The organism is Sphingobium mellinum (genome assembly GCF_037860795.1).
GTDB lineage: Bacteria > Pseudomonadota > Alphaproteobacteria > Sphingomonadales > Sphingomonadaceae > Sphingobium > Sphingobium mellinum.
This window is the reverse complement of the sequence record NZ_JBANRK010000001.1, coordinates 636134-662188: the sequence shown is the minus strand read 5'-3', so window position 1 is coordinate 662188 and position 26055 is coordinate 636134. Positions and strand designations below refer to the sequence as shown.

Here is a 26055-nt window from a genome sequence, read left to right as displayed (position 1 = left end):
ATCACACCTCCGTTCGGTTCGAGAGGGATAATATGACTGCCGAAGAACGTTTCCGGGCCGTAGCGGCCGAAAAGATCATGATCTTCGACGGCGGCTACGGCACGTCGATCCAGAAGCATGGACTGACCGAAGCCGACTATCGCGGCTCGCTTGATCTCCCCAAGGACCAGAAGGGCAATAACGACCTTCTGTGCCTGACCCGGCCGGACATCGTGGAGGGCATTCACGCCGCATATCTCGACGCCGGGGCGGACATGATCGAGACGAACAGCTTCTCGTCCACCAAGATCGCCATGGCCGATTATGGCTGTGAGCATCTGGTGCGCGAGATCAACATCGCAGCCGCCCGGATCGCACGCAAGGCTTGCGAGGCGGCAACGGCCAAGGATGGACGGCCGCGCTTCGTGGCGGGTTCGATCGGGCCGACGAACAAGACCTTGTCGATCTCGCCCGATGTCAACGACCCGGCCTATCGCGAGGTCGATTATGATGCGCTCAAGGCCGATTATCGTGAGCAGTGCGACGCGCTGATCGAGGGTGGGGTGGATTTCCTGCTGGTCGAGACCTGCTTTGACACGCTGAACGCCAAGGCGGCGGGCATGGCCGCGCGCGAGGCCGAGGCGGCGGCGGGGCGGCCTGTGCCGCTGATGCTGAGCTTCACGATCACCGATATGTCGGGGCGCAACCTGTCGGGCCACACGATCAACGCCTTCTGGTATTCGCTGCGGCATTTGAAGCCGCTGACCATCGGGGTGAACTGCGCGTTCGGGGCGGATTTGCTGCGGCCTTACCTCTCCGAACTGGCGAAGAATGCCGATACGCTGATCTTGGCCTATCCCAATGCGGGCCTGCCCAATGAGCTGGGGCAATATGACGAGCTGCCGGAAACGACGGCGAGCCTGATCCGCCAGTGGGTGGATGAGGGGCTGGTCAACATGGTCGGCGGCTGCTGTGGCACCACGCCCGCGCATATCGGCGCGGTGGCCAAGGCGCTGGCCGGGCACAAGCCCAGGGTCGTGCCGGAACTGCCGGTGGTGACGCGGCTCGCGGGCCTCGAACCGATGCATATCGCCGCTTGACGCCCACCTCCGTTCGGTTCGAGCCTGTCGAGAACCGAGCGCACATGCTTCTCGACTTCGCTCGAAGCGAACGGATTTTGATACGATGACCACCCAATCCACCGCCACTTTCGTCAATATCGGCGAGCGTACCAACGTCACGGGCTCCGCCAAGTTCAAGAAGCTGATCATGGCGGGCGACTATGCCGCCGCCATCGACATCGCGCGCGAGCAGGTGGAGAATGGCGCGCAGATCGTCGACGTGAACATGGACGAAGGGCTGCTCGACGCGGTCGAGGCCATGACGACCTTCCTCAAGCTCATGACCTCCGAGCCGGATATCAGCCGCGTGCCGGTGATGATCGACAGCTCCAAGTGGGAAGTGATCGAGGCCGGGCTGAAATGCGTGTCCGGCAAGCCGGTGGTAAACTCGATCAGCATGAAGGAAGGCGAGGACGCCTTTCTGCATCATGCGCGGTTGTGCATGGCCTATGGCGCGGCGGTGGTCGTTATGGCGTTCGACGAGACCGGGCAGGCGGACACCAGGCAGCGCAAGGTGGAGATTTGCGAGCGCGCCTATAAGCTGCTGACGGGCATCGGCTTTCCGCCCGAGGACATCATCTTCGATCCCAATATCTTCGCCGTGGCGACCGGGATCGAGGAGCATAATAATTATGGGATGGACTTCATCGAAGCCTGCCGCGAGATCAAGGCGCGCTGCCCGCATGTCCATATCTCGGGTGGCCTTTCCAACTTCTCCTTCTCCTTCCGTGGCAACGAACCCGTGCGGCGGGCGATGCACAGCGTCTTCCTCTACCACGCCATCCCGGCGGGGCTGGACATGGCGATCGTCAATGCCGGGCAGCTTGATGTTTACGATGCCATTGATCCCGCGCTGCGCAAGGCGTGTGAGGATGTGCTGCTGAACACCGATCCCGAAGCTGGCGACCGCCTCGTCGCGCTGGCCGAAAGCTACAAGGGCAAGGATGCGGCGTCCGAAAAGGCCGCGCAGGAATGGCGCGGCTGGCCGGTCGCCAAGCGGCTGGAACATGCGCTGGTCAAGGGCATCGACATGTATGTTGTCGAGGACACCGAGGAAGCCCGCCTCGCCGCCGCCAAGCCCATCGAGGTGATCGAAGGTCCTCTGATGGACGGCATGAATGTCGTGGGCGACCTGTTCGGGGCGGGCAAGATGTTCCTGCCGCAGGTCGTCAAATCGGCCCGCGTGATGAAGAAGGCCGTCGCGCATCTGCTGCCCTTCATCGAAGCGTCGAAGGAGCCGGGCGCCAAGGGCAAGGGCAAGATCATCATGGCGACGGTCAAGGGCGACGTCCATGATATCGGCAAGAATATCGTCGGCGTCGTGCTCCAGTGCAACGGCTTTGAGGTGATCGACATGGGGGTGATGGTGCCGTGGCAGGACATCATCAAGGCCGCGAACGAGAATGACGCCGACATGATCGGGCTTTCGGGCCTCATCACCCCCTCGCTGGACGAGATGGTGACGGTTGCCGCCGAAATGCAACGGGCGCGGATGACCATGCCGCTGCTGATCGGCGGCGCGACGACGTCCAAGGTGCATACGGCTTTGCGCATCGACCCGGCGTTCGAGGGACCGGTTGTGCATGTGCTCGACGCCAGCCGCGCGGTGGGCGTGGCGACGGCTTTGGTGTCGGAGACGCAAAGGCAAGATTTCGTCCAGAAGACCAAGGATGATTATGAGCATGTGCGCATCGCCCGCGCCAATAAGGGGCAGAGCGCATTGGTCAGCATCGAGGACGCGCGGGCCAACGCGTTCGAGATTGACGAGAGCCTGAGGCCGGGTAAGCCGCGCCTGCCGGGCGTTCATCGCTTCCCCGACTGGGACCTCAAGGACCTGCGCAACTATATCGACTGGACCCCCTTCTTCCGCGCATGGGAGCTGGCGGGCAATTATCCGGCGATCCTGGAGGATGCGGTCGTGGGCGAAAGCGCGACCAGCCTTTTCAACGACGCGCAGGCCATGCTCGACAAGATCATCGACGAGAAATGGCTGACCGCACGCGGCGTCTGCGGCCTGTGGCCCTGCCGCCGCGAGGGCGATGACATCATCGTCCATGTCGAGGATGAGAAGCATGTGACGCTCCCGATGTTGCGCCAGCAGATCGCCAAGCGCGAAGGGCGCGCGAACATGTGCCTCGCCGATTTCATCAGCCATGACGGCGACTGGATGGGCGGCTTCGCCGTGTCGATCCACGGCATCGAGCCGCATCTCGCGCGGTTCAAGAATGCGATCGATGACTATTCGGACATATTGCTGAAAGCGCTGGCCGACCGCCTGGCCGAAGCCTTTGCCGAGCGGCTGCACCATTATGTCCGCACCGCGCTATGGGGCTATGCCGAGGGTGAGCAGCTCACCAACGAAGCGCTGATCAGGGAGCAGTATCGTGGCATCCGCCCGGCGCCCGGTTATCCGGCCTGCCCGGAACATAGTCTGAAGCCGCTGCTGTTCGACATGCTGGACGCGCATCATGCGACCGGCATCACGCTGACGGAAAGCTTCGCGATGCTGCCGACGGCGGCGGTCAGCGGCTTTTACTTCGGTCATCCGCAGGCGGAATATTTTGGCGTCGCTCGGGTCGGGCGCGACCAGCTGGAGGATTATGCGGCACGGCGCGGCGTCGATCTGGAGACGGCGGAGCGCTGGTTGCGGCCGAACCTGGATTGATTCGGCACCTCCGTTCGTATCCAGCCTGGTCGAGGCACGGGATGCGCTGGCGTGTTTATCGACGTCGCTCGAAACGAGCGGCGGTTAAGGCAAGGTCCTACCGCGTCTCGTGGTTCGCCACGATCGCCTTCGCGACTGCCTGCATCAGCTGCCAGCGGGCGGGGATGGGCTCGGTCGTGGTGCCGATCATCACCGCAACGGCATAGCTGGTGCCGTCGGGCGCGGTCATGATGCCGACATCATTGAAGCCCGTTGATCGCGCGCCCAATATCTGACCCGTTCCGGTCTTGTGCAGATAGTGCCAGCCGGCAGGTACGCCGCCCTTGATACGCTGCGGCCCGGTCTTGGCCTCGCTCATGATCGACATCAGCAGTTGCGCCGAGGAGGGGGAGAGCATGTCCCCTTCCTTGAGCCTGGCGAGCGCTTCCACGATCGAGGAGGGCGCCGCCCCGTCCGGCGGGCTCGCGAGATAGTTGTCCAGTGCCTTCACGCGAACCGACATGGGCAGGCGGTCGCGGGCGGCATAGAAGTTGCGGCCGACCGAATAATCCTGCCGCCAGTCGAGGCCGGCGGTCGCCGATTGCAGCAGCCGTTCGCCCGGGCCAAAGCGAATATCCTTGATCATCCGCCGCGCGAGATAGCCGCGCACCGCGTCCGGCCCGCCGACCGCGCGCAGAATCGTGTCATTGGCGGTATTGTCGCTCTGGGTCATGGCCCGGCGCATCAGGTCGCCATAGGTGGTCGTCCATCCGCTACTTCCCACCAGCGCGGCGGTCGGCTGGTGGAACAGTGTGAGGTCCTTGCGGGTGATCGTTGTCGTATCGCTGAGGCGGATCTTGCCGCGGTCGACGGCGTCGAGGAAGGTCATCGACACCCACAGTTTCGACACGCTCTGCTGCGGGAAAAGTGCGTGGCCGTTCCATGCGATCGTCCAGTCGCTGCCTATCCGTCGGACGGCGATGCCGACCTTGCCGTTGAAGCTCTGGCCCAGATTGCGCACGACGCTGACCAGCGCGGGCGGCGGCGTTTCGCGCTGGTCGACGTTCAGCGCGTTGAAGGGCTTGGGCGGGTTGGCGACCGGTTTGATCGGATAGGTGGAGGTCGTGGGCTGCACCCGCTGGGTGGCTTGCGCCTGCGGTTCCCCCGGTGCGCTGACGCAGGCTGAAAGCGCCGCGATCAACAGAACAAGGCGGGCAGATCCGCCATCAGGGCGCAGACGGCGCCCACCATTTTTATCGGTCATCTACGTCCCCGCACTCCTGCTCCACATAGCTGTTCGCCTGATTGGACTGACAAGGGCGATGCGACGAATGATTCCACAATCGCGATGTAAGGAGCCTGAACAGGGATCCGTCTTGCGCTCAGTTAAGGTTAAGCCGCGGCGGGCGAAGGGGACGAGATGACAGATCGATTGACGAACAGGCGGACGCTGCTGCTGAGAGCGGGCGCGGCTCTGGTCACGGGCTGCCTGGCGAGCAGCGCGAGGGCGGTGACGGGTGCTTTCACGTCGCGGCGGGTCGCCGTCACGGTACGGGGTACGGGGCGGGACGTTGTCCTGATAGCCGGATTGGCGAGCGGGCCTGCCATCTGGAACGGGCTGATGGCGGCGGTGCCGGGCTATCGCTGGCATCTGGTCCATGTGCGCGGTTTCGCGGGGTTGCCGCCCGACGCAAACGCCGACGGTCCCCTGATCCAGCCGCTGGCCGACGAGATTGCGCGCTATGTCGCCGGGGCGGGGCTGGCGCGGCCCGCCGTCATCGGCCATTCGATGGGCGGGACGCTGGCGATGATGCTGGGGCTGAAAGGCGCGGCGGGCCGGGTCATGGTGGTGGACATGCTGCCCGAAGGCGCGGCGATGGTCGGCGGGACGGCGCAGGGGCTGGGCTATCTGGCCGACCAGCTGAGCCGATATTTCACCGGCACGCAGGCCGGACGGGCTTATCTGGCGCAAATACTGGCGCAGACGCCCGGCGCGAAAGGGAGCGACGCCGACGTGGTTGCCAACGCCCTGCGCGACCTGGCGAATATCGACCTTGGACCCCAGCTGGCGCGAATGAATGTCCCGCTTAGCGTGGTCTATGCCGTGGGCGCCGACCCGGCGCAGGCGGCCGGGACCAGCCGGACCTTCCGCGCCGCCTATGCCGCGAAGCCAGGGGTGCGCCTGCTGCCGGTCGGCCCCAGCGGCCACATGGTGATGGCCGACCAGCCGGCGCGCTTCGCCAGCATGGTGCGGGATTTCCTGCGAGCCTGAACCGGCCGCAACGGCTGTTGGCGGTCAGGGCGCCAGCACCGTGTCCACCGCTTCCGGCAACATTTCGAGATAATCGAGCGTATAGTGCAGGCCCCGGCTTTCCTTCCGCTGGAGCGCCGAGCGGACGACGAGCCGCGCGACCTCCAACAGATTGCGCAGTTCGATAAGATCAGGCGTCACCCGGAAATGGCCGTAATATTCGTCGACTTCCTTGGCGAGCAGATCGATGCGGTGCTTGGCGCGTTCCAGTCGCTTGGTGGTGCGGACAATGCCGACATAGTCCCACATGAAGCGGCGGATTTCCTTCCAGTTATGCTGGACGATGACTTCCTCGTCGCTATTGGTGACGCGGCTTTCATCCCACGGGCGGATCGGGGGCGGCGAGGGAAGATCGTCCCACTGGGCGCGGATATGCCTGGCCGCCGCCTCGCCGAAGACGAAACATTCAAGCAGCGAGTTGGATGCAAGGCGATTGGCGCCGTGAAGGCCGCTTTCGGTCACCTCGCCGGCGGCATAGAGGCCCGGGAGATCGGTGCGGCCATCGAGATCGATGACCACCCCGCCACAGGTATAATGCTGGGCCGGCACGACCGGGATCGGTTCTTTCGTGATGTCGATGTCGAGATCGAGCAGGCGCGCATAGATGGTCGGGAAATGCATCCGGACGAATTCCGGCGGCATGTGACTGATGTCGAGATGGACATAGTCGAGCCCCAGGCGCTTGATCTCGTGGTCGATCGCTCTCGCGACGATATCGCGGGGCGCCAGTTCGGCGCGCGGATCAAAGCGAGGCATGAAACGTTCGCCGCCGCCGGGCACACCGGGAGGAAGCTTGAGGTGCCCGCCTTCGCCGCGCACGGCCTCGGTAATCAGGAAATTCTTGACCTCCAGATTGTAGAGGCAGGTGGGGTGGAACTGGTTCATCTCCATATTCGAGACGCGGCAGCCCGCGCGCCATGCCATGGCGATACCGTCGCCGGTCGCGCCACGCGGCGCGGTCGAGAAAAGATAGGTCCGTCCCGCGCCGCCGGTGCAGAGGATGGTCGCCCGGCCCAGCAGCGCATCGACATGATCCGTGCGCTTGTTGAAGGCGTAGACGCCCCAGACATGGCCATCGCCCGAATAGCGCTCGCCGTGCCGGCTGGTGATGAGGTCAAGGGCGACCATGTCTTCCAGCAGCGTGATGTTGGGGTTGGCGCGGGCCGCCTTCAGCAGGGCGACCTGAACCGCATGGCCGGTCGCGTCATCGACATGAACGATGCGGCGATGGCTGTGCCCGCCCTCGCGCGTCAGGTGCCAGCGTTCGCCGAATTCCTCGCCACCGTTGAACGGCACCCCGAGCCGCGCGAGCCGTTCGATCGCGGCGGGAGCCTCGGACACGACGAACTCGACCGTTTCGCGATTGTTGAGGCCTGCCCCGGCAATCATCGTATCGTTGATATGGGCTTCGAAACTGTCGCCCGCATCAAGCGCCGCCGCGATGCCGCCCTGCGCCCAGTTCGTCGACCCGCCGTCCAGCGCCCCCTTCGCGAGCACCACGACCTTGCGATCTTGCGCGAGGTTGATGGCGGCGGTCAGCCCCGCAGCGCCGGAGCCGATGATGACGACGTCATAAGTGGTGGTGGGCATTAACCTGCTTTCTCCCCTCCCGCCTGCGGGAGGGGCCGGGGGCGGGCCTGCGCAAGCGTTGATTTGATGTGCGATACTGCACCTTCGAGATTTTCCATCACATCTCGATTTGAAATGCGCAAGGTGGTGAAGCCCCGTGCGCGGCAGTAATCTGCCCGATGTGCATCATATACCACCGAATGATCGTGGCGCATGCCGTCCAGTTCAATGAACAGCGTCAGTTCCCGACATAGAAGTCAGCGCCTGCCCATCCCCTAAACCCCTGCCGCTTGCGGGAGGCGGAACGACATTTTCCTCGCTCACGCCGCGGCTGTGAGATTGAGGAAGACGTCCTCAAGGTCAGGATCGCGCGTCACCACGTCGACGATCGACAATCCGCTGGCCTGCACCGCGCTCAGCACCTGCCCGGCGTTGGCGCGGTCCTTCATGTAAGTAATGGTCAGCGTACGGGGATCGGACAGTTCGACCTTTTCGAAACAGGGCGCGTCGGGCACGACGGCAATGTCGCGATCGACCGTCACCTGCACCACCTTTTCCTGCGCCATCGCGATCAGTTCGCGCGTCGGCTTGTCGGTGATGAGCTTGCCGTGATTGATGATGCCGATGCGGTCGCACAGCTCCTCGGCTTCCTCCAGATAGTGGGTGGTCAGCACGATCGTCACGCCCTGCGCGTTAAGTTCCCGGACATAGGCCCAGAGCTGCTGGCGAAGCTGCACGTCGACGCCGGCGGTGGGTTCGTCCAGCACCAGGATCGGGGGCGAATGCACCATTGCCTTGGCGACCAGCAGCCGGCGCTTCATGCCGCCCGACAGGGTGCGGGCATAGGCATGGGCCTTGTCCTCCAGATGGACCGCGCGCAGCAGTTCCATCGAACGGCGGCGGTCCTTCGGCACGCCATAATAGCCGGCCTGGTTTTCCAGCGTTTCAAACGGCGTGAAGAAGGGATCGAAGACGATTTCCTGCGGCACGATGCCGATGCTGTTCTTGGCGTTGCGCGGGTTCTGGTCGATGTCGAAGCCCCAGATCCTGGCCGTCCCGCTGGTCTTGTTGACGAGCCCCGCGAGGATGTTGATCGTCGTAGACTTGCCCGCGCCGTTCGGACCGAGCAGCCCATAGATCTGGCCGCGCGGAATGGAGAGGTTGATGTCGTCGAGCGCGCGCTTCCCGCCCTTGTAGACCTTGGTGAGGTTGCTGATCTCGATCGCGGGCGGGGGAAGGGTGTCGGTCATGACTGCCTATAGTGGGAATTGAGCGCCGGTAATGGAAGCGCGGGCCTAGAATTGATCGGCCACATCCATGAGGCCCATCAGCTTCCTTGGTGCGACCTGGCGCCAGCTTTTTGCCAGCCGGTCGGCGATATGGTCCCAGTCCGTGTCGCCAAGGTCCAGGCGGATGCCGACCCAGCCGTCGCCGAAATAGGCGGGCCGATAGTAGCGCGCGGGATCGCTTTCGATCAGCATCGCCTGCTCTTCGGGCGCGGTGGTCTTGACGAGGACCGCGATGATGCCGTCGCCATGATGATCCTGCGTGAAATAAGCGAATTTCTTGCCCTTATCGATGCCGAAGCAGGGCATGCCGTGGGAGGTCACCTCGTCCGCCTGAGGCAGGGCGAGCGCGTGCTCCCGAACCTTGTTCAGAAGCCAGCCGGGTTGGCGCTCGCGGCTCACAAAATCGGCAAGGGTGCGGGAATAGAGCTGATGCTCCGCGATGAGGATGCGGGCGGCGAGGCTGTCGGCGGTGTCGCCCGGCAGGATGGCGACGGGCGTCTGCGCAAGCACGGGGCCGTCGTCGAGGTCGGCGGTCACGACGTGGACAGAGCAGCCCGCGTGGCTGTCGCCCGCGTCCAGCGCCTTCTGGTGGGTGTCGAGCCCCTTATATTTGGGGAGCAGGCTGGGATGGATGTTGAGCATCCGGTTTTCCCAGCGACTGACGAATTCGGGCGAGAGCAGGCGCATATAGCCCGCGAGCGCGACATATTCCGCGCCCGCCTTGCGCAGTTCGCGGTCGATGATCCCGTCGAACTCCGCGCGCTTCAGCCCCCTGTGGCTGTGAGCGAACACGGGCACGCCCTCGGCACCAGCGAGCGTCAGGCCGGTGGCATCCGGGTCGTTGGCGGCGACCAGTGCAATCTCATAGGGGCAGGACGGGTGCCGGGACGCGTAGAGCAGCGCCGCCATGTTCGACCCGCGCCCGGAAATCAGAACGCCGACCTTGGCTTTGACCATTCACCCAACCCCGTTCGGTTCGAGCTTGTCGAGAAGATGGGCGCTCCGTTCTCGACAAGCTCGAACCGAACGAAGCCCGATGGGTCAGCCCAGATGCGTCGCGGTCCAGTCGGCCTTGGCGCTCCACGTTTCCTGACTACCCTTGACGGTGCAGCCCTTATCCCCCGGTTCGACGGTGCCGATGCGCGCGACGCTTTCGCCGGCTGCTTCCAGATCGGCCGCGACAGCGTCTGCCGCGTCGGCGTCGACCGCCAGCACCATGCCGACGCCGCAATTGAAGGTGCGCGCCATTTCTTCCGGCTCGATGTGACCCTGCGCCTGGAGGAAGGCCATGAGGCGCGGCTGTTCCCACGCGTCGGCGTCGACCACGGCATGGCAGCCCTCCGGCAGAACGCGGGGGATGTTTTCCAGCAGCCCGCCGCCGGTAATATGCGCCAGCGCATTGATCCGTCCGGCGCGGACGAGCGGCAGCAACGCCTTCACATAGATGCGCGTGGGCGCCATCAGCGCGTCGATCAGCAGGATTTCATTGTCGAACAGGGCTGGGCGGTCCAGCTTCCATCCCTTGTCGGCGGCGAGGCGGCGAACCAGCGAGAAGCCATTCGAGTGGACGCCCGAGGAGGCGAGGCCAAGCAGCACGTCGCCCGCCTTGACCCGCGATCCGGTGAGCGCCTGGGCGCGTTCCACCGCGCCGACGCAAAAGCCCGCAAGGTCATAGTCCCCCGCGGCATACATGCCCGGCATCTCGGCGGTTTCCCCGCCGATGAGCGCGCATCCGGCCTGGCGGCACCCTTCGGCGATCCCGGCGATGACGCGCTCGGCGACGCCGCTCTCCAGCTTGCCGGTGGCGTAATAGTCAAGGAAGAAGAGCGGCTCGGCACCCTGGACGATCAGGTCGTTGGCGCACATGGCGACCAGGTCGATGCCGACGCCGTCATGGCGGTCGTGATCGATGGCGAGCTTCAGCTTGGTGCCGACGCCGTCATTGGCGGCGACCAGCAGCGGATCGTCATAGCCCGCGGCCCTGAGGTCGAAAAATCCGCCAAAGCCGCCGAGTTCCGCGTCCGCGCCCGGGCGCCGGGTGGCCTTGGCCAGTGGGGCGATGGCGCGTACCAGCGCGTTGCCGGCGGCGATGTCGACGCCAGCCTTGGCGTAGCTGTAGGATTCGGTGTCGCTCATGGGGGAGCGCCCTAAAACAAGTAGCGGGAAAACGGAACGGGAAATGGGTTGCCGCTTGGCATAGGCGGCAAATCCCGCCAAAAGGGCGCGCGTGAGCCTGTCCCCTGCCTTGTCGCGCCAGAAACCGCGGCCGTTGCGCCTGCTTCGGCTGCTCTCGCGTCCCGTCCAGATTGCTATTGCCATCGGGATCGGCCTCGCCGCCGCTGCGCTGTTCGCGCAGATGGAAGGCGAACGTGGCGTGCCGCCCATCGCCAGCGGCGGCGACTATCAGGTGAGCGGCATCAAGGTCGATGTGCTGGGCAAGGATTCGAACAGCGCGCGCGCGGCAGGCTGGCGCCTGGCACAGCGGCAGGCGTGGCGCATGCTGTGGACCCGCACGCACGGTGATGCCGGCGTGCCGAACCTGTCCGATTCGCAGCTGGAAGGCATGATCTCCGGAGTCGAGATCGAATATGAGCAGATCGGCCCGACCCGCTATATCGCAACGGTGGGCATCCTGTTCGATCGCGCGCGCACGGGTCAGGTGCTGGGGGTCGCGGGCAGTAACGTCGTGCATTCACCGCCGCTGCTGGTCATCCCGGTCATGTGGGACGGAGGCTCGGCCGTGTCCTACGAGCGGATCAACGAATGGCAGAAAGCCTGGGCCCGCTTTCGCACCGGCGAGAGCGCGATCGACTATGTGCGCGTCGCCGGATCGATCGCCGATCCGATCCTGTTGAACGACGGACAGGTGGGACGGCGCGGTCGGCTGTGGTGGCGCGTGCTGCTTGACCAATATGGCGCGGCTGACGTGGTGGTGCCGATCGCGCGGATCGAGCGACAATGGCCGGGCGGCCCGGTGCTGGGCACCTTCACCGCGCGCTATGGACCCGACGACAGGTTGATCGGCAGCTTCAGTCTGCGTGTCTCGGCGGACAGCGCCATCCCGCAAATGCTGGACGAGGCCGCGCGCCGGATCGACCAGCTCTATACGGCCGCGCTCAACGACGGCCGGTTGCGTCCCGACCCATCGTTGATCATCGAAGAGCCGGTCGATGTGGATGCTCTGGCGATCGAGAATGCGACCGAAGCGAGCGGCGAGGGCATGATCGAGGCACCCGTGCCCGCCGCTGCGACCGCCAGCAGCGTTTCGATCCAGTTCGATACCCCCGATGCTGGATCGGTAGCGCAGGGCGAAGCGGCGCTGCGGTCGATCCCTGGCGTGCGATCGGCGGCGACCACCAGCCTGGCGCTGGGCGGCACGTCCGTCATGCAGGTGGGCTTCGATGGCACGGCCGATGCGTTGCGGGCAGCGTTGCAGGCGCGCGGCTTCAGCGTGACGGGTTCAGGCTCCACCCTGCGGATCAGGCGGCAGGCGGGCGCCGCGCCCAATGGAGCCTCGGCCCCGCAATGAGCCAGATCAGCCTTCCGTTCGATTGGCCAGGCCAGGGAGCGGATGAGGATTTCCTGGTCAGCGATGCCAACCGTATCGCCGTGCGCCATCTGGAAGGCTGGCGTGACTGGCCCCTGGCGATCAGCGTGCTGACTGGTCCACCGCTGTCCGGGCGCACGCTGCTGGGGCAGCATTTCGCCTCCGCGAGCGGGGGCAGCGTGATCGACGACGCCGAGGGACAGGATGAACATCGATTGTTCCATGCCTGGAATGAAGCGCAGACCAGTCGGCGACCGCTGTTGCTGATCGGGCGGGCGGCGCCGGGACAATGGACGGTCGCGCTGCCCGACCTGCGATCCCGCCTCGCCGCCGCGCCGCATGTGGTGATCCACGAGCCAGACGGGGTGCTTGCCCGCGCGTTGATAGAAAGGGCGCTGGGACGCATGGGCGCCTCCTTCGCGCCGGACCTTGCCGACTGGCTGTTGCGGCGGATCGAGCGCAGCTATGGCGCTATCGCCACGGCCACCCGACTGCTCAACGAAGGGGCAATGTCATCTGGCCGTAAGATTTCCGTCGCTATGGCGAAAGAGATTCTGCAAGCCGCCGGATTTTTGCCTATAGTCGGGCAGGATCCCCCACCTTTGACAGCGTGAGAGATACGTGGCCGAAGCTGACCCTTCCTCCCATCTGACCGTTCCTGGCGAGCGTTACTTCAACCGGGAGCTATCCTGGCTGGCGTTCAACCAGCGTGTGCTGGAGGAGGCGATGAACCGCGCCCATCCCTTGCTGGAGCGGCTGCGCTTTCTGTCCATTTCGGGCGCTAACCTGGACGAATTCTTCAGTGTCCGCGTCGCGGGGCTGAAGGGGCAGCAGCTACAGGATGTCGACATGCGCTCTGCCGACGGGCTTACCCCCGCGCAGCAGCTGGCCGCGATCACCGAGGAAACCGCGCGGCTGATGGGAGCGCAGCAGAAGGTTTGGGCTGCGCTGCATGGCGAGCTGGCAGCGGTGGGTATAGAGGTTATCGGTCCCGCCAGTGCGATGGACGAGGCGAGCGAGAACTGGCTGCGCGAACATTTTCTGGGGCAGGTTTTCCCGATCCTGACGCCCCAGGCGCTGGACCCGGCGCACCCCTTCCCCTTCATCCCCAACCAGGGGCTGTCGATCGTCTTCGATCTGGAAAGGCTGTCCGACAAGCAGCCGATCCGCGAACTGGTGATGATCCCGTCATCGCTGGCCCGCTTCGTGAGGGTCCCGGGAGACTATGCGCGCTATATGGCGCTGGAGGCGATCATCCGTCGCTTTTCCGCCGATCTGTTCCCGGGTTACCGGGTGCGCAACAGCGGCGTGTTCCGCATCATCCGCGACAGCGACATCGAGATCGAGGAAGAGGCCGAGGACCTGGTCCGTTATTTCCGCAGCGCGATCAAGCGGCGGCGGCGCGGGCGGGTGATCCGCATGGAGATAGAGGAACGGATTCCCGAGCCGGTCGAGGAAATGTTGCAGGACATGCTCCAGGGTCATGACGCGATCATCGCCGAGGTGGAGGGGTTCGTTGGCATCGGCGACCTGTCGGGCGTGGTCGAGGAGGATCGCCCCGACCTCAAGTTCGAACCCTATGCGCCGCGATTTCCTGAACGAATTCGCGAATATGGAGGGGATTGTTTCGCGGCGATCCGGGCCAAGGATATTGTGGTCCATCATCCCTATGAGGCGTTCGACGTAGTCGTTTCGTTTCTGAAACAAGCGGCCACGGATCCCGATGTCGTGGCGATCAAGCAGACACTGTACCGCGCGGGAAAGCAGTCGGCGATCATCCGCGCGCTGATCGACGCGGCCGAGGCGGGCAAGTCGGTGACGGCGGTGGTCGAACTGAAAGCCCGGTTCGACGAGGAACAGAATCTGATGTGGGCCGACGCGCTGGAACGCGCGGGCGTGCAGGTCGTCTATGGCTTCATCGACTGGAAGACTCACGCCAAGGTGTCGATGGTCGTCCGGCGCGAGGGCGACGCCTTTCGCACCTACTGCCATTTCGGCACGGGCAATTATCATCCGGTGACGGCGCGCATCTATACGGACCTGAGCTTCTTCACCGCCGACCCGGCCTTCGGTCGCGACGCGGCGGCGCTGTTCAACTATATCACCGGCTATGTCGAGCCGCAGCGGCTGGAAAAGCTGGTCATGAGCCCGCGCGACCTGCGCAACCGGCTGTGCGAACTGATCGACGCGGAGATCGACCATGTCCGTGCAGGCCGCCCCGGCACCATCTGGGCGAAGATGAACTCGCTGGTCGACCCGGCGATCATCGAGAAACTCTATGCCGCCAGCAGCGCGGGCGTGCAGATCGACCTGATCGTGCGCGGCATCTGTTGCCTGCGGCCGGGCGTTGCCGGCATTTCGGAGAATATCCGGGTGAAATCGGTCGTCGGCCGCTTCCTGGAGCATAGCCGCATCACCGTCTTCGGCAACGGCAAGGCGCTGCCCAACAACAGCGCGAAGGTGTTCATCAGTTCGGCCGACTGGATGCCGCGCAATTTCGACCGCCGCGTGGAATTCCTGGCGCCGGTCGAGAACCCGACGGTCCACGACCAGATCCTGGACCAGGTTATGGTCGCCAACCTGATCGACAGCGAACAAAGCTGGGAACTGGACAGCGACGGTCATTATGCCCGCGTCGTTTCCGATGGGCGGCCGTTCAACCTGCACCGCTACTTCATGACCAACCCGTCTCTGTCGGGTCGCGGCGCGGCGCTGGACAGCGACGCGGTGCCGACCCTGCTGCTGCGTGGGCGGGCCTGAGGCGCGCATGAATTCGATGTTGAGCCAGGTGCGGGCTATGGCCGATGCCAACGCGACATTGCCCGAACATGCCAGAGCGCGCATGGCGATCATCGACATCGGTTCCAACAGCGTGCGTCTGGTCGTCTATGACGGGCCGCGCCGCATTCCCTTCATCCTGTTCAATGAAAAGGTGATGGCCGGCCTGGGCGCCTCGCTGGGGCGGACCGGACGGATCGAACCCGAGGCGATGGAGCGCGGGCTGCGCGCGATCGGCCGCTTCGCCCACCTCTGCCGCGAAATGGAGGTGCGGGAGATACGCTGCGTCGCGACCGCGGCGGTGCGCGACGCAGCCAATGGCGAGGAGTTCATGATCCGCGCCCGGGCCCTGGGCCTGAAGGTCCAGCTGCTGTCGGGCGCGCAGGAGGCGATCGCCGCTGGCCATGGCGTGCTGTCGGGCATTCCGGGCGCCGACGGGATCGTCGGCGACCTGGGCGGCGGCAGCCTGGAACTGGCGCGGGTGCGGGACGGGGCGGTGCACGAGACGGTTTCGCTGCCGCTCGGCGTGCTGCGCCTACCGCAGATCCGCGGCAAGGGACCAAGCGCGTTGGAGCGGCAGGTGAAAAAGATGCTGGCGAAGGCCGGCTGGACCGTCAAGCCGGGCCTGCCCTTCTACATGGTCGGCGGATCGTGGCGTGCGCTGGCGCGGTTCGACATGCAGCTCACGCATTTTCCGCTGCCGGTGGTGCATCAATATGCCATGCCGGCGAGCCGCGCCGAGCAGCTGACGCGGATCGTGTCGCATGTCGGGCGATCGCGTTTGAAGGATATCCCCGCCATCACCGGGTCGCGCGTGCCGACCCTCCCGGACGCCGCCGCGCTGCTGTCCGTCATGGTCCGGCAGTTGAAGTCCAGCGACCTCATCGTATCCGCCTATGGCCTGCGTGAAGGGCTGCTGTTCGAGGACCTGCCGGACGACATCCGGGCGCATGACCCGCTGCTGGTCGCGGCGGAGGCGGAAGGTGAGGCGCAGGGCCGCTTTGCCGGCCATGGCGACAAGATCGACCGCTGGATCGCGCCGCTGTTCGGCGATGACAGTGCCGCCTGGCGACGGATACGCCGTGCCGCCTGCCTGCTGGCCGATGTGGGATGGCGCGCCAATCCCGACTTCCGCGCCGAACGGGGCGTGGAGATCGCGCTGCACAGCAACTGGGTGGGTATCACCGCGCCCGAGCGGGCGATGCTGGCGCAGGCGCTGCACAGCAATTTCGGCGGGGGCGCGGCGCCTCCGGCGGGCATCGAACAATTGGCATCGGCCGACGCGCTGCGCCGCGCGACGTTGTGGGGCCTTGCCATCCGGCTGGGCCAGCGGCTGTCGGGCGGGGTCGAGGGGCCGCTGCTCGCGTCCCGACTGGAGATGGTGGGCGATACGCTGGAACTGCGGCTGCGGGGGATGGATGTCGATCTGTTCGGCGAGGCGGTCGAGCGGCGGCAGCGGAACCTGGCGCAGGCGATGGGGGTGAAATACCGGATGGCGTGGTGAGGGGCAGCCGGCAGAATGCCCGCGCGGCGGTCCCGGAACTTGCCCCACCACGCATAAGGCCGTATGCGCGCGCGCATGAACAGCAAGCACGCCCCCGATCCCGCGCTCCTCGCGAAGGCCGAAACCCTTGTCGAGGCGCTGCCTTACATGCAGCGTTACGCCGGGCAGACCTTCGTCGTCAAATATGGCGGCCACGCGATGGGCGATCCCGAAGCGGCGCGCGATTTCGCCGAGGATGTGGTGCTGATGAAGGCGGTGGGCATCAATGTCATCGTCGTCCATGGCGGCGGGCCGCAGATCGGCGCGATGCTCAAGAAGCTGGGGGTCGAATCGAAGTTTATCGGCGGCCTGCGCGTCACAGACAGGGAAACCGCGCAGATCGCCGAAATGGTGCTCGCCGGGTCCATCAACAAGGAAATCGTCGGCTGGATCGCTGGCGCGGGCGGCCGGGCGGTCGGCATTTCCGGCAAGGATGGCGGACTGGTGCTGTGCGAAAAGGTGCTGGGCAAGCGTGAGGCGGATCCGCATTCGGGGATCGAGCGCAATGTCGACCTGGGCTTTGTCGGCGATCCGGTGAAGGTCGACCGCTCCATTCTCGACACGCTGGCGCAAAGCGGGATCATTCCGGTGGTGGCGCCCGTCGGCATCGGGGCCGATGGTCATACCTATAATGTCAACGCCGACACGATGGCGGGCGCCATCGCGGCGGAATTGCAGGCCTCGCGCTTCTTCCTGCTGACCGATGTTCCGGGCGTCATGGACAAGCAGGGCCAGCTGCTCACCGATCTTGACCCCGCGGCCATCCGGGTGTTGCAGGAAGACGGGACGATTTCGGGCGGCATGATCCCGAAGCTTGAAACCTGCGTCAAGGCGGTCGAGGGCGGGGTGGACGCCGCCGTCATCCTGGACGGGCGGGTGCCCCACGCGATGCTGCTGGAAATCTTCACCCGGCGCGGCGCGGGCACCCTGGTGCGCCGGTAAAGCCGACGCCGGTCGACGATCCCCTGAATTTCGTGGATTAATCGGGCTCGGCGCTTGTGGCGCGGGGGCAGCCTCGGCTACAGCATCGCCATTCAATTCGGAGACCGCATGGCCTACGCGCTCTATCAGATCATCGTTATCCTGCTCGATGTGCTGTGGTGGATCATCATCATTCAGGCCATCATGAGCTGGCTGATCGCCTTCAACGTCATCAACACGTCCAGCGATATCGTGCGCACCGTAATCATCGCGCTCGACCGCATGACCGCGCCCATCTACAATCCGATCCGCCGGGTGATGCCGGACCTGGGGGCGCTCGACCTGTCGCCGATGGTCGTGCTGCTGGCCATCCTCATCATCCGGCAGGCGATATTGCCGCCGCTCTTCGGGCTGGTGTGAGCGTCTGGAAGCAGGAAGGCGAGGATCTGCTGCTGTCCATCCGGCTGACCCCCGGCGCCGCGCGGGAGGATGTTGGCGGCCGATGGGGTGATGAAAAGGGCGCGGACTGGCTGGGCGCGCGGGTGCGTGCCGTGCCGGAAAAGGGCCGGGCGAACAGCGCGCTGATCGCGCTTCTGGCCAGGGTGCTGGACTGGCCCCGCAGCGCGATTTCACTGGAATCGGGCGAGGGCAACCGGCTAAAGCGGCTGCGGATCAAGGGCGGGGGGCAGGCGTTGGAGCGGCTTTCCGCCATCATCAGGGAACGGGTTGAGGCAGCATGACCATCGGCAAGATCATCGACGGCAAGGCGTTCGCCGCAACGCTGCGCGGCAAGGTCGGCGAGGGGGTCGCCGCCTTCGTCGCCTCGACCGGCCGCAAGCCCGGCCTGGCGGTGGTGCTGGTGGGCGAGGACCCGGCGAGCGCGGTCTATGTCCGCAACAAGGGCAAGATGACGGTGGAAGCCGGCATGGAAAGCCTCGAATTCAAGCTGCCCGCCAGCATTGACGAGGATGCGCTGCTCGAACTGGTCGAGGAACTGAACGCGGACGAGCGGGTGGACGGCATATTGGTGCAGTTGCCCCTGCCGGATCATATCGATGAGGCAGCCGTGATCGCGGCCATCGACCCGACAAAGGATGTGGATGGATTCCATGTGGTGAACAGCGGCCGGCTGGCTACCGGGCAGGAGGCGCTGGTGCCCTGCACGCCGCTGGGCTGCCTGATGCTGCTGAAGGACGAGCTGGGCGATCTTTCGGGGATGGAAGCGGTCGTGGTCGGCCGGTCGAACATCGTGGGCAAGCCGATGGCGCAGCTGCTGCTGGCGGAAAATTGCACCGTCACGATCGCGCACAGCCGCACGCGCGACCTCGCGTCGGTCGTGCATCGCGCGGACATCGTCGTGGCGGCGGTCGGCCGGCCCGAAATGGTGAAGGGCGAGTGGATCAGGCCGGGCGCGACGGTGATCGACGTCGGCATCAATCGCGTCACGGATACCGAGGATGGCAAGAGCCGGATCGTCGGCGACGTCGCCACGGCCGAGGCACTGGCCCATGTGCGGGCGATCACGCCGGTGCCGGGCGGGGTAGGGCCGATGACGATCGCCGTCCTGCTGCGTAACACGCTGGTGGCGGCGCACGCCCGCGCGGGACTAGCCAAGCCCGAGGGTTTGTGAAGGCAAAGCGGGCGATCCTGGTCGGGACGGCGCTGCTGACGCTGGTCGCGGCGCGGGCGCCGATGCGCTATCAGCCGGACCCAAGCTCCGTCTTCGCCGCAGAAATTGCGTTCAACCGGCTGGCCCAGACCAAGGGGCAATGGACCGCCTTTCGGGACATGGCAGCGGAGGATGCGGTGATGTTCGTGCCGCAGCGTGTGCTGGCCCGGCAATGGCTCAAGGGGCGCGCTGACCCGCCCCAGCCGGTCCGCTGGGCCCCGTCCGCCATCACCGTGTCGTGCGACGGCAACCTGGCCGTGAGCACGGGCAACTGGCAGCGTCCCGACGGAACCGTCGGCTATTTCACGACGATCTGGCGGCGCGACAAGCATGGCGCCTGGCAATGGATCCTGGACCATGGCGACAAGCTGGCTCAGGCGCGCCCGGAGCCCGAGTTCCTGACCGGCAAGGTCGCCGCCTGCAAGCGGCGGGATCGGGGCGCGGCATCGGCGCCGGCGCCCGAGGGCAAGCCCGCGACGCAACCGGCGGATGAGAGCCTGGTCTGGCAGGCCGATGTCGCCACCGACGGGAGTCGTCGCATTACCGTGCGGGCATGGAATGGCAGCAGCTACGACGTGGTGGTCGACGATCGGGTGGCGGCGCCGGGCGCATGACGGGGCTGTTCATTTCCGCCTTCGTGACGCTGTTCGTGGTGATCGATCCGCCCGGCTGCGCGCCGATCTACGCCAGCCTGACGACCGGCGCGACGGCGGCGCAACGCCGCGCGATGGCGATCCGCGCGGTCGGCATCGCGGCCGGCATATTGCTGGTGTTCGCGCTGTGGGGGAAGCAGCTGCTGGGGCTGCTGGGCATCCAGCTTGACAGTTTTCGCATCGCCGGCGGCATCATGCTGTTCATCATCGCCATGGACATGGTGTTCGAAAAGCGCACCCAGCGACGCGAGGACCGCGCCCACAAGATCGCCGAGACGCCGGAAGTGGAGGATGTGTCGGTCTTTCCCATGGCGATGCCGATGATCGCCGGGCCGGGCTCGATTGCCACGGTCATGCTGCTGATGTCACAGGCCAACGGCCTGTCGGACCGGCTGGTGGTGATAGGCGCGGTGCTGGTGACGTTGGTGCTGATGCTGGGATCGCTGGTCGCCGCCGGCCCGCTGATGGCGCTGCTGGGCAGCAAGATCGAGGCGGTGATCACCCGGCTGCTGGGCGTGCTGCTGGCCGCGCTCGCCGCGCAGTTCGTGATCGACGGGCTGAAGGCGAGTTTCTGAACGGCTGCCCCGTTCAGGTCGAGCCTGAACGGGACGCGCCGGGTTCACGCCCTTTAGCTGCGCATGTCGCCTTCGGTTACCGGCGCGATCTTGATTTCGACGCGGCGGTTGCTGGCCTTGCCTTCGGCAGTGTCGTTCGAAGCGATGGGCTGGGTTTCGCCGAAGCCGCGCGTGGCGATACGCGCCGACTGGACGCCATGGCTGGTCAGATAGTCCGCGACCGACTGGGCGCGGCGTTCCGACAGGGCCTGATTATAGGCGTCGGACCCGTCACTGTCGGTATGGCCGTACACATCGATATAGGTTTTGGGATATTGCGCCAGCACCGACGAAACTTCGTCCAGGGTCGGACGGAATTGCGGCTGCACCGTCGCGCTGTCGGTCGAGAAGGTGATGCCCGAAGGCATGCGCAGCACCAGATTGTCGCCGTCGCGGATCACGTCGACGCCGCTGCCGGCGGTTTGTTCACGCAACTTGCGTTCCTGGGCGTCCATATAGGCGCCGATGCCAGCGCCCGCGACGGCGCCGATGCCAGCGCCCAGAATCTTTTCGGTGCGGTCGCGCCGGCCGCCGACCAGGTCGCCCAGCAAATAGCCGCCGAGCGCACCGCCGATGCCGCCGATGGCCGCCTTCGAAATCTGGCGCTGGCCAGTATTCGGATCGGTGGTGCAGGCGGTGGTGGCCAGCATAGCGGCCAGACCGGCCGCGCCCATGAGGCGATGAGAAATCCGCATAAATTCCATTCCCTTGTTCTGGTCGGCCCGAATGCTTCGGATGCAGCCCCAATGGCCAGACAGGGCGCTTTGTTCCACAAGCGAACTGAACGGGGGATGATGGGACGGTTGTGAAATTGCAAGAAAGGGCGTTATAGGGCGTAGCTGACCGCCATGGCCACGATCCCCCCGCACGCTCCGACGCCCTTTCCCTGGGCTGATCTTGTCATCATCCTGGCGCTGGTGGCGCTGAACGGCGTGTTCGCGATGTCGGAACTGGCGATCGTGTCCGCCCGCCGACCCCGCTTGCAGGCGATGGAAAAGGCGGGGCGGCGCGGCGCGCGCACCGCGCTGCTGCTGGCGAGCGATCCCGGCAAGTTCCTGTCGACCGTGCAGATCGGCATCACCCTGATCGGCATCGTCGCGGGCGCCTATTCGGGCGCGAGCCTGGGCGGACCCATGGGCGAACGGCTGGAAGCGCTGGGCATGGCGCACAACAGCGCCGAACATCTGGGCTTTGCGCTGGTCATCGGCTTTACGACCTATGCCTCGCTGATCATCGGTGAACTGGTGCCCAAGCAATTCGCGCTGCGCGCGCCCGAGCCGATCGCGGTCGTGGTTGCGACGCCCATGCTGTGGCTGGCCAAGGCGACCGGGCCGATCGGGTGGGTGCTGGATGGATCGAGCGCGCTTATCTTCCGCCTGCTTGGGATGACGCGCGAATCCGAAAGCCATGTGACCGCCGAGGAACTGCACCTGATCGTCGCGGAGGCGAGCCGGTCGGGCGTGATCGAGGAAAGCGAGCGGGCGATCATCTCCGGCGTGGTGCGTCTGGCCGACCGCCCCGTGCGCGAGGTGATGACGCCGCGCATGGACGTGGACTGGATCGACATCGGCGCCGATGAGGAGACGATCCGCGCCCGGCTGCTCGAAACGCCCCATACCCGGCTGCCGGTGGGACGCGGGACGGTCGAGGATATCATCGGCATTGTCCAGGCGCGCGACATCATGACCGCGCTGTTCCGGGGCGAGACGCTGAACCTGGAAGCGCTGATGCGCCGGGTGGAGGTGGTGCCCGATCAGGTCGATGCGATGGACGCGCTGGAAGTGCTGCGCCGCGCCGACGTGCCGATGGTCATGGTGCATGATGAATATGGGCATTTCGAGGGGATTGCGACGCCCGCCGACCTGCTGTCCGCCATCGCCGGCGACTTCGCGTCCGACCGCGACCTGGATGATGAGCCTGACCTTGTCGAGCGCGAGGATGGCAGCCTGCTGGTGTCGGGGCAGATGCCGGTCGACCTGCTGGCGGATCGCATCGGCATCGATCTGCCCGATGATCGCGATTATGCGACGGTGGCGGGCCACGCCCTCTGGCTGCTCAAGCGCCTGCCCGAGGTGGGCGATTATGTCGATGACCAGGGCTGGCGGTTCGAGATCGTGGACATGGACGGGCGCAAGATCGACAAGCTGCTGGTCGCGGCGCGATGACATGGGGGACGCAGCGTGGCTGAGAACGACAGCGTCACCGCGCTGGAGGCTGTTTCCTGCCTGATCGAGGAGGCTTTGGCGGACAGCGGCGGTCGCTTGGTCGTCCTAGGCCTGTGCGGTGCGCAGGGGAGCGGCAAGTCGACCCTTGCTGCCGGGCTGAAGCAAGGGTTTGAGCGATCGGGGGTGCCGACGGCGTTGCTGTCGATCGACGATCTTTATCGCACCCGCGCGGAACGGGAAGCCCTTGCGCGGACCGTGCATCCGCTGTTGCGGACGCGCGGGGTGCCGGGCACGCATGACATCGCGATTGGCATTGACGCGATCGCCCGGCTGGATCGGGGTGAGCCGGCCCTGCTGCCGAGGTTCGATAAGGGGGCGGATGATCGCCTGCCCGAAAGCGGATGGCAGCGGGCAGAGGCGGGAACGCGGCTGCTGCTGCTCGAGGGCTGGTGCGTGGGCGCGCGACCGCAACAGGCGGCGGCGCTGGCCGAGCCGATCAATGCGCTGGAGCGGGAGGAGGACGCCCAGGGCGTGTGGCGGCACTTCGCCAATGACGCGCTGGCCGGGTCGTATCAGGCGCTGTTTGGCCGGATCGACCGGCTGGTGCTGCTCGCGGCGCCCAGTTTTGACGTCGTGCTGCGCTGGCGGGCCGAGCAGGAAGAAGCGCTGCGCCGGAGCGTGCCCGGCGGCGATGGCGTCATGACCGATGCGGCGCTAGCGCGTTTCGTGCAGCATTATGAGCGGCTGACGCGGCATATCCTGGCCGAAATGCCGGGCAGGGCGGATCTGGTGATCGAACTGGGTGAGGATCGTGCGGTAAGAGGGCTGCGCCGGGGAAGTTAAGCGGACATGCCGGGGATCTAAAAGCGACCATTTCCGGCCGTTGAGAGCGTCGGCACGAAGTCCAGATACCGGACGTTGCTCTGTCATGAAATTTGGCTGATAATGCAGTGGTGAATAACGCCACCCTCGTCCGTATCGTTCTCATTCCTGCGTTCTTTGTGGCTTTGCTCGGATATTGGGCGGTCTTCCCGCCTCGCGAGCCAATCGGGTCAGCCGACGGCATTTACGTGAGCGCCTGCTGTGGCTCCCTAAAATTGCAAAGCGGGCAAATGTCCTTGCAGAAGCAGATGGTTAGCTATGTGGTCGAACACGACAAAGTTGGGCGATATGTTCTGCCCGCCGTTTACGTCGGTGTGTCAGATGCAAATCGGGTAGGTATCGACAGGAAGAAAAGCGCTTTGAAGCTCCGCCTTGATGGTAGTCCGACGCCAACGACAATTAATCTGTCGGGCAGACGGATGACTGTTGAATTTCGCAGACGTTAGCGATGGCCGGTTTGATCTGATCGCGGCGCAAAGCCGCCAGTCGCCTAACCACCCCATTGCCGCCGGTCGCGCTGATCTCTTGTTGGGCCGGATGCGCTCCGCGAGGGGGTGTGGGGCAAATGAAAAGGGCGCGGCGATCGTCGCCGCGCCCTTCATGAGGCTGGAAGGCCTTGAGCTTATTTGCCGGCGGCAGGGGCTGCGCTGGCGGGTGCCTTGCCCGCGGCGCCTTCCGCTGCGTTGGTGGCGTTGCCCGCGGCGGCGGCTGGGGCGGCCGAAGCGTTGCCGGCGGCCGGCGCGGCATCGGCGGCGGGGAGCGGCAGGTTCGACCCTTGCTTGTTGAGCCATGCGATCACGTTCGCGCGATCAACGGGATTGCCAAGGCCCGCGAAGGTCATCTTGGTGCCCGGCGCGAATTCACGCGGGCTGGTCAGCCAGTGATCGAGATTTTCGAAGGTCCAGTTGCCGCCCTTGCTCTTGAGCGCATCAGAGAAGGCGAACCCACCCTTGCCCTGGCCGACCGCTTCGCCGACGGTGGCGTAGAGATTGGGGCCGATGCCATTCGCGCCGCCCTGGTTCGCGGTGTGGCAGGCGGCGCACTTGGCGAACACCTTTTCGCCCGCCGCCACGTCGGCCTTGGCAAGCAGCGTGTTGAGGCCGGGGCCGGCGGCAGCGGCGCCCGTGCCTTCGGCTTCGACGCCCTCGATCGCATAGCCCATTTTTTCGGGTCGTTCGGAATGGAAATATTTGGAGCTGACGATGCCGCCACCCAGCGCAATGATCCCCGCAAACAGCGCCCAGCCGGCAACGGTGTTGAAACGATCACCCATTTCGCTTGGATTCCCTTGAATTTCTGTTCTGGCGGCTTGATTTCCGCGCCCCCTCTAGCGCGCTGCCATAATGGCGCAAGAGCGAACGCGCAAGCTTGGTTGAACGGCCTGGAGCCGGCTTTTGCCCGATCCGGGCCGCTGTCGCGCTTGCGCGCGCGCGAAGGAGTGCCTAAGCGCGCTGCCATCCATGGAAAACTATCCCGCCCCCGCCCGTGCGATCGTCGCGGAACTGGTCGCCCAGGCGGCCGCCGATCCGGCGCGCGCCGTCGCCTATCAGGGCGCGCCCGGCGCCAATTCGCATCTGGCCGCGCTCGGCTATGCGCCCGATTGCGTGCCGCTGCCCTGTTTTGCCTTTGAGGATGCGATCGATGCCGTGCGCGGCGGCCAGGCCGCGCGCGCCATCATCCCGATCGAAAACAGCCTGCACGGCCGGGTCGCCGACATGCATTTCCTGCTGCCCGAATCGGGGCTGCACATCATCGACGAATATTTCCTGCGCATCCGCCACTGCCTGATGGCGGTCGACATGACGCCGGTCAAAAGCGCCATCAGCCATCCGCAGGCGCTGGGGCAGTGCCGCCATTATCTGCGCGAAAGGGGCATCCAGCCTGTCGCCTATGCCGATACGGCCGGCGCGGCGGCGCTGGTGGCCGAATCGCGCAACCCCGGCGAGGGTGCGGTCGCGCCCTATCTGGCGGCAGAACTCTATGGCCTGCAGATGGTGGCGGAGAATATCGAGGATAGCGACGACAATATGACCCGCTTCCTGGTGCTCGCGCGCGAACCGGCCATGCCAGAGCCTGGCGTCGGGCCGGTGATGACGACATTCCTGTTCGAGGTGAAGAATGTCCCGGCCGCGCTGTACAAGGCGATGGGCGGTTTCGCGACCAACGGCGTCAACATGACGAAGCTGGAAAGCTATCAGCGCGGCGCCAGCTTCGCGGCGACCGAATTTTTCTGCGACATAGAAGGAATGCCGGGCGATCCGGCGGTCGACCGGGCGCTCGCGGAGCTGGAATTTCACAGCAAATGGGTGCGGATGCTGGGCAGCTATCGCCAGGCGCGGCCACGAACCTGATGTGGCTTAAGAGGTTGAG

24 protein-coding genes are annotated in these 26055 nt (G+C 65.5%); 16 read left to right on the top strand and 8 right to left on the bottom strand.

From position 1 onward, the window contains the following. Window positions 1-32: 32 nt before the first annotated feature. Entirely contained in the window at window positions 33-1079 is a 1047-nt protein-coding gene (locus AAC640_RS03350; protein ID WP_340264652.1) for a homocysteine S-methyltransferase family protein, read from the top strand. After that, the gene (gene metH / locus AAC640_RS03345; RefSeq protein WP_340264884.1) at window positions 1066-3765 is read left to right on the top strand and encodes a methionine synthase; all 2700 of its coding nucleotides are present in this window, start codon (window positions 1066-1068) and stop codon (window positions 3763-3765) included. Before AAC640_RS03350 ends, metH begins: the two co-directional genes overlap by 14 nt. Window positions 3766-3862: 97 nt before the next feature. Here metH and AAC640_RS03340 read toward each other — a convergent pair whose 3' ends face one another. Further along, window positions 3863-5008 carry a serine hydrolase gene (locus AAC640_RS03340; RefSeq protein WP_340264651.1) on the bottom strand — a complete coding sequence of 382 codons (1146 nt, stop codon included), beginning with the start codon at window positions 5006-5008 and terminating at the stop codon, window positions 3863-3865. Between the two features lie 156 nt (window positions 5009-5164). Between AAC640_RS03340 and AAC640_RS03335 the strand changes: the two genes are divergently transcribed. Continuing rightward, complete coding sequence (locus AAC640_RS03335; protein ID WP_340264650.1) at window positions 5165-6016, top strand: alpha/beta fold hydrolase; 852 nt, start codon at window positions 5165-5167, stop codon at window positions 6014-6016. A gap of 24 nt (window positions 6017-6040) precedes the next feature. On the opposite strand, the gene nadB is transcribed toward AAC640_RS03335, so the two are convergent. The 5 genes from nadB to purM all read right to left on the bottom strand — a co-directional run bounded on the left by nadB (window position 6041) and on the right by purM (window position 11049). Beyond that, entirely contained in the window at window positions 6041-7645 is a 1605-nt protein-coding gene (gene nadB, locus AAC640_RS03330; RefSeq protein WP_340264649.1) for an L-aspartate oxidase, read from the bottom strand. After that, window positions 7645-7866, bottom strand: a complete 222-nt coding sequence (locus tag AAC640_RS03325; RefSeq protein ID WP_422794951.1) for a DUF559 domain-containing protein — start codon at window positions 7864-7866, stop codon at window positions 7645-7647. The genes nadB and AAC640_RS03325 overlap by 1 nt, the downstream gene beginning before the upstream one ends. 78 nt (window positions 7867-7944) lie before the next feature. Further along, window positions 7945-8874, bottom strand: coding sequence for an ABC transporter ATP-binding protein (locus tag AAC640_RS03320; protein WP_340264647.1), 930 nt, complete (start codon window positions 8872-8874; stop codon window positions 7945-7947). A 45-nt stretch (window positions 8875-8919) separates the two neighbouring features. Then, the gene (gene purN / locus AAC640_RS03315; RefSeq protein ID WP_340264646.1) at window positions 8920-9870 is read right to left on the bottom strand and encodes a phosphoribosylglycinamide formyltransferase; all 951 of its coding nucleotides are present in this window, start codon (window positions 9868-9870) and stop codon (window positions 8920-8922) included. A gap of 84 nt (window positions 9871-9954) precedes the next feature. Continuing rightward, window positions 9955-11049 carry a phosphoribosylformylglycinamidine cyclo-ligase gene (purM, locus tag AAC640_RS03310; RefSeq protein WP_340264645.1) on the bottom strand — a complete coding sequence of 365 codons (1095 nt, stop codon included), beginning with the start codon at window positions 11047-11049 and terminating at the stop codon, window positions 9955-9957. A gap of 91 nt (window positions 11050-11140) precedes the next feature. Here purM and AAC640_RS03305 point away from each other — a divergent pair, with 91 nt between their 5' ends. The 10 genes from AAC640_RS03305 (at window position 11141) to AAC640_RS03260 (ending at window position 20599) form a co-directional block, all read left to right on the top strand. Next, window positions 11141-12442 (top strand): heavy-metal-associated domain-containing protein, encoded by a 1302-nt coding sequence (locus AAC640_RS03305; RefSeq protein ID WP_340264644.1) that lies wholly within the window; start codon window positions 11141-11143, stop codon window positions 12440-12442. Then, window positions 12439-13074: a P-loop NTPase family protein gene (locus AAC640_RS03300; protein ID WP_340264643.1), complete on the top strand. Its 636-nt coding sequence runs from the start codon at window positions 12439-12441 to the stop codon at window positions 13072-13074. Before AAC640_RS03305 ends, AAC640_RS03300 begins: the two co-directional genes overlap by 4 nt. A gap of 7 nt (window positions 13075-13081) precedes the next feature. Beyond that, entirely contained in the window at window positions 13082-15220 is a 2139-nt protein-coding gene (locus tag AAC640_RS03295; RefSeq protein WP_340264642.1) for an RNA degradosome polyphosphate kinase, read from the top strand. Window positions 15221-15227: 7 nt separating this feature from the next. Beyond that, window positions 15228-16742, top strand: a complete 1515-nt coding sequence (locus AAC640_RS03290; protein WP_340264641.1) for a Ppx/GppA family phosphatase — start codon at window positions 15228-15230, stop codon at window positions 16740-16742. A 63-nt stretch (window positions 16743-16805) separates the two neighbouring features. Continuing rightward, the gene (gene argB, locus AAC640_RS03285; RefSeq protein WP_340264640.1) at window positions 16806-17723 is read left to right on the top strand and encodes an acetylglutamate kinase; all 918 of its coding nucleotides are present in this window, start codon (window positions 16806-16808) and stop codon (window positions 17721-17723) included. A 108-nt stretch (window positions 17724-17831) separates the two neighbouring features. Further along, the gene (locus AAC640_RS03280; protein WP_340264639.1) at window positions 17832-18122 is read left to right on the top strand and encodes a YggT family protein; all 291 of its coding nucleotides are present in this window, start codon (window positions 17832-17834) and stop codon (window positions 18120-18122) included. Beyond that, window positions 18119-18442, top strand: coding sequence for a DUF167 domain-containing protein (locus AAC640_RS03275; protein WP_340264638.1), 324 nt, complete (start codon window positions 18119-18121; stop codon window positions 18440-18442). The genes AAC640_RS03280 and AAC640_RS03275 overlap by 4 nt, the downstream gene beginning before the upstream one ends. Next, entirely contained in the window at window positions 18439-19332 is an 894-nt protein-coding gene (folD, locus tag AAC640_RS03270) for a bifunctional methylenetetrahydrofolate dehydrogenase/methenyltetrahydrofolate cyclohydrolase FolD (protein WP_340264637.1), read from the top strand. Before AAC640_RS03275 ends, folD begins: the two co-directional genes overlap by 4 nt. Before the next feature lie 62 nt (window positions 19333-19394). Then, complete coding sequence (locus tag AAC640_RS03265) at window positions 19395-19985, top strand: YybH family protein (RefSeq protein ID WP_422794950.1); 591 nt, start codon at window positions 19395-19397, stop codon at window positions 19983-19985. Then, on the top strand, window positions 19982-20599 hold the full coding sequence (locus AAC640_RS03260; protein WP_340264635.1) for a MarC family protein: 618 nt from the start codon (window positions 19982-19984) through the stop codon (window positions 20597-20599). Before AAC640_RS03265 ends, AAC640_RS03260 begins: the two co-directional genes overlap by 4 nt. 53 nt (window positions 20600-20652) lie before the next feature. On the opposite strand, the gene AAC640_RS03255 is transcribed toward AAC640_RS03260, so the two are convergent. Further along, complete coding sequence (locus AAC640_RS03255) at window positions 20653-21333, bottom strand: OmpA family protein (protein ID WP_340264634.1); 681 nt, start codon at window positions 21331-21333, stop codon at window positions 20653-20655. A gap of 153 nt (window positions 21334-21486) precedes the next feature. On the opposite strand from AAC640_RS03255, the gene AAC640_RS03250 reads away from it, so the two are divergent. Together AAC640_RS03250 and AAC640_RS03245 are read left to right on the top strand one after the other, a co-directional pair. Beyond that, complete coding sequence (locus AAC640_RS03250) at window positions 21487-22803, top strand: hemolysin family protein (protein WP_340264633.1); 1317 nt, start codon at window positions 21487-21489, stop codon at window positions 22801-22803. A gap of 15 nt (window positions 22804-22818) precedes the next feature. Continuing rightward, window positions 22819-23646, top strand: coding sequence for a kinase (locus AAC640_RS03245; RefSeq protein ID WP_340264632.1), 828 nt, complete (start codon window positions 22819-22821; stop codon window positions 23644-23646). 661 nt (window positions 23647-24307) lie between these two features. Here AAC640_RS03245 and AAC640_RS03240 read toward each other — a convergent pair. After that, window positions 24308-24958 carry a c-type cytochrome gene (locus AAC640_RS03240; protein ID WP_340264631.1) on the bottom strand — a complete coding sequence of 217 codons (651 nt, stop codon included), beginning with the start codon at window positions 24956-24958 and terminating at the stop codon, window positions 24308-24310. A gap of 187 nt (window positions 24959-25145) precedes the next feature. On the opposite strand from AAC640_RS03240, the gene AAC640_RS03235 reads away from it, so the two are divergent. After that, window positions 25146-26036 (top strand): prephenate dehydratase, encoded by an 891-nt coding sequence (locus AAC640_RS03235; RefSeq protein WP_340264630.1) that lies wholly within the window; start codon window positions 25146-25148, stop codon window positions 26034-26036. Window positions 26037-26055: the final 19 nt, after the last annotated feature.

Excerpts from the sequence above, each read along its gene's own strand:
- AAC640_RS03255 (WP_340264634.1), bottom strand. The coding sequence starts at position 21,333 with ATGCGGATTTCTCATCGCCTCATGGGCGCGGCCGGTCTGGCCGCTATG.
- AAC640_RS03350 (WP_340264652.1), top strand. The coding sequence starts at position 33 with ATGACTGCCGAAGAACGTTTCCGGGCCGTAGCGGCCGAAAAGATCATG.
- AAC640_RS03320 (WP_340264647.1), bottom strand. The coding sequence starts at position 8,874 with ATGACCGACACCCTTCCCCCGCCCGCGATCGAGATCAGCAACCTCACC.
- AAC640_RS03335 (WP_340264650.1), top strand. The coding sequence starts at position 5,165 with ATGACAGATCGATTGACGAACAGGCGGACGCTGCTGCTGAGAGCGGGC.
- purN (WP_340264646.1), bottom strand. The coding sequence starts at position 9,870 with ATGGTCAAAGCCAAGGTCGGCGTTCTGATTTCCGGGCGCGGGTCGAAC.
- nadB (WP_340264649.1), bottom strand. The coding sequence starts at position 7,645 with ATGCCCACCACCACTTATGACGTCGTCATCATCGGCTCCGGCGCTGCG.
- AAC640_RS03290 (WP_340264641.1), top strand. The coding sequence starts at position 15,228 with ATGAATTCGATGTTGAGCCAGGTGCGGGCTATGGCCGATGCCAACGCG.
- AAC640_RS03260 (WP_340264635.1), top strand. The coding sequence starts at position 19,982 with ATGACGGGGCTGTTCATTTCCGCCTTCGTGACGCTGTTCGTGGTGATC.
- AAC640_RS03240 (WP_340264631.1), bottom strand. The coding sequence starts at position 24,958 with ATGGGTGATCGTTTCAACACCGTTGCCGGCTGGGCGCTGTTTGCGGGG.
- AAC640_RS03300 (WP_340264643.1), top strand. The coding sequence starts at position 12,439 with ATGAGCCAGATCAGCCTTCCGTTCGATTGGCCAGGCCAGGGAGCGGAT.
- AAC640_RS03250 (WP_340264633.1), top strand. The coding sequence starts at position 21,487 with ATGGCCACGATCCCCCCGCACGCTCCGACGCCCTTTCCCTGGGCTGAT.
- purM (WP_340264645.1), bottom strand. The coding sequence starts at position 11,049 with ATGAGCGACACCGAATCCTACAGCTACGCCAAGGCTGGCGTCGACATC.
- folD (WP_340264637.1), top strand. The coding sequence starts at position 18,439 with ATGACCATCGGCAAGATCATCGACGGCAAGGCGTTCGCCGCAACGCTG.
- AAC640_RS03265 (WP_422794950.1), top strand. The coding sequence starts at position 19,395 with ATGCGCTATCAGCCGGACCCAAGCTCCGTCTTCGCCGCAGAAATTGCG.
- AAC640_RS03280 (WP_340264639.1), top strand. The coding sequence starts at position 17,832 with ATGGCCTACGCGCTCTATCAGATCATCGTTATCCTGCTCGATGTGCTG.
- AAC640_RS03340 (WP_340264651.1), bottom strand. The coding sequence starts at position 5,008 with ATGACCGATAAAAATGGTGGGCGCCGTCTGCGCCCTGATGGCGGATCT.
- AAC640_RS03235 (WP_340264630.1), top strand. The coding sequence starts at position 25,146 with ATGGAAAACTATCCCGCCCCCGCCCGTGCGATCGTCGCGGAACTGGTC.
- argB (WP_340264640.1), top strand. The coding sequence starts at position 16,806 with ATGCGCGCGCGCATGAACAGCAAGCACGCCCCCGATCCCGCGCTCCTC.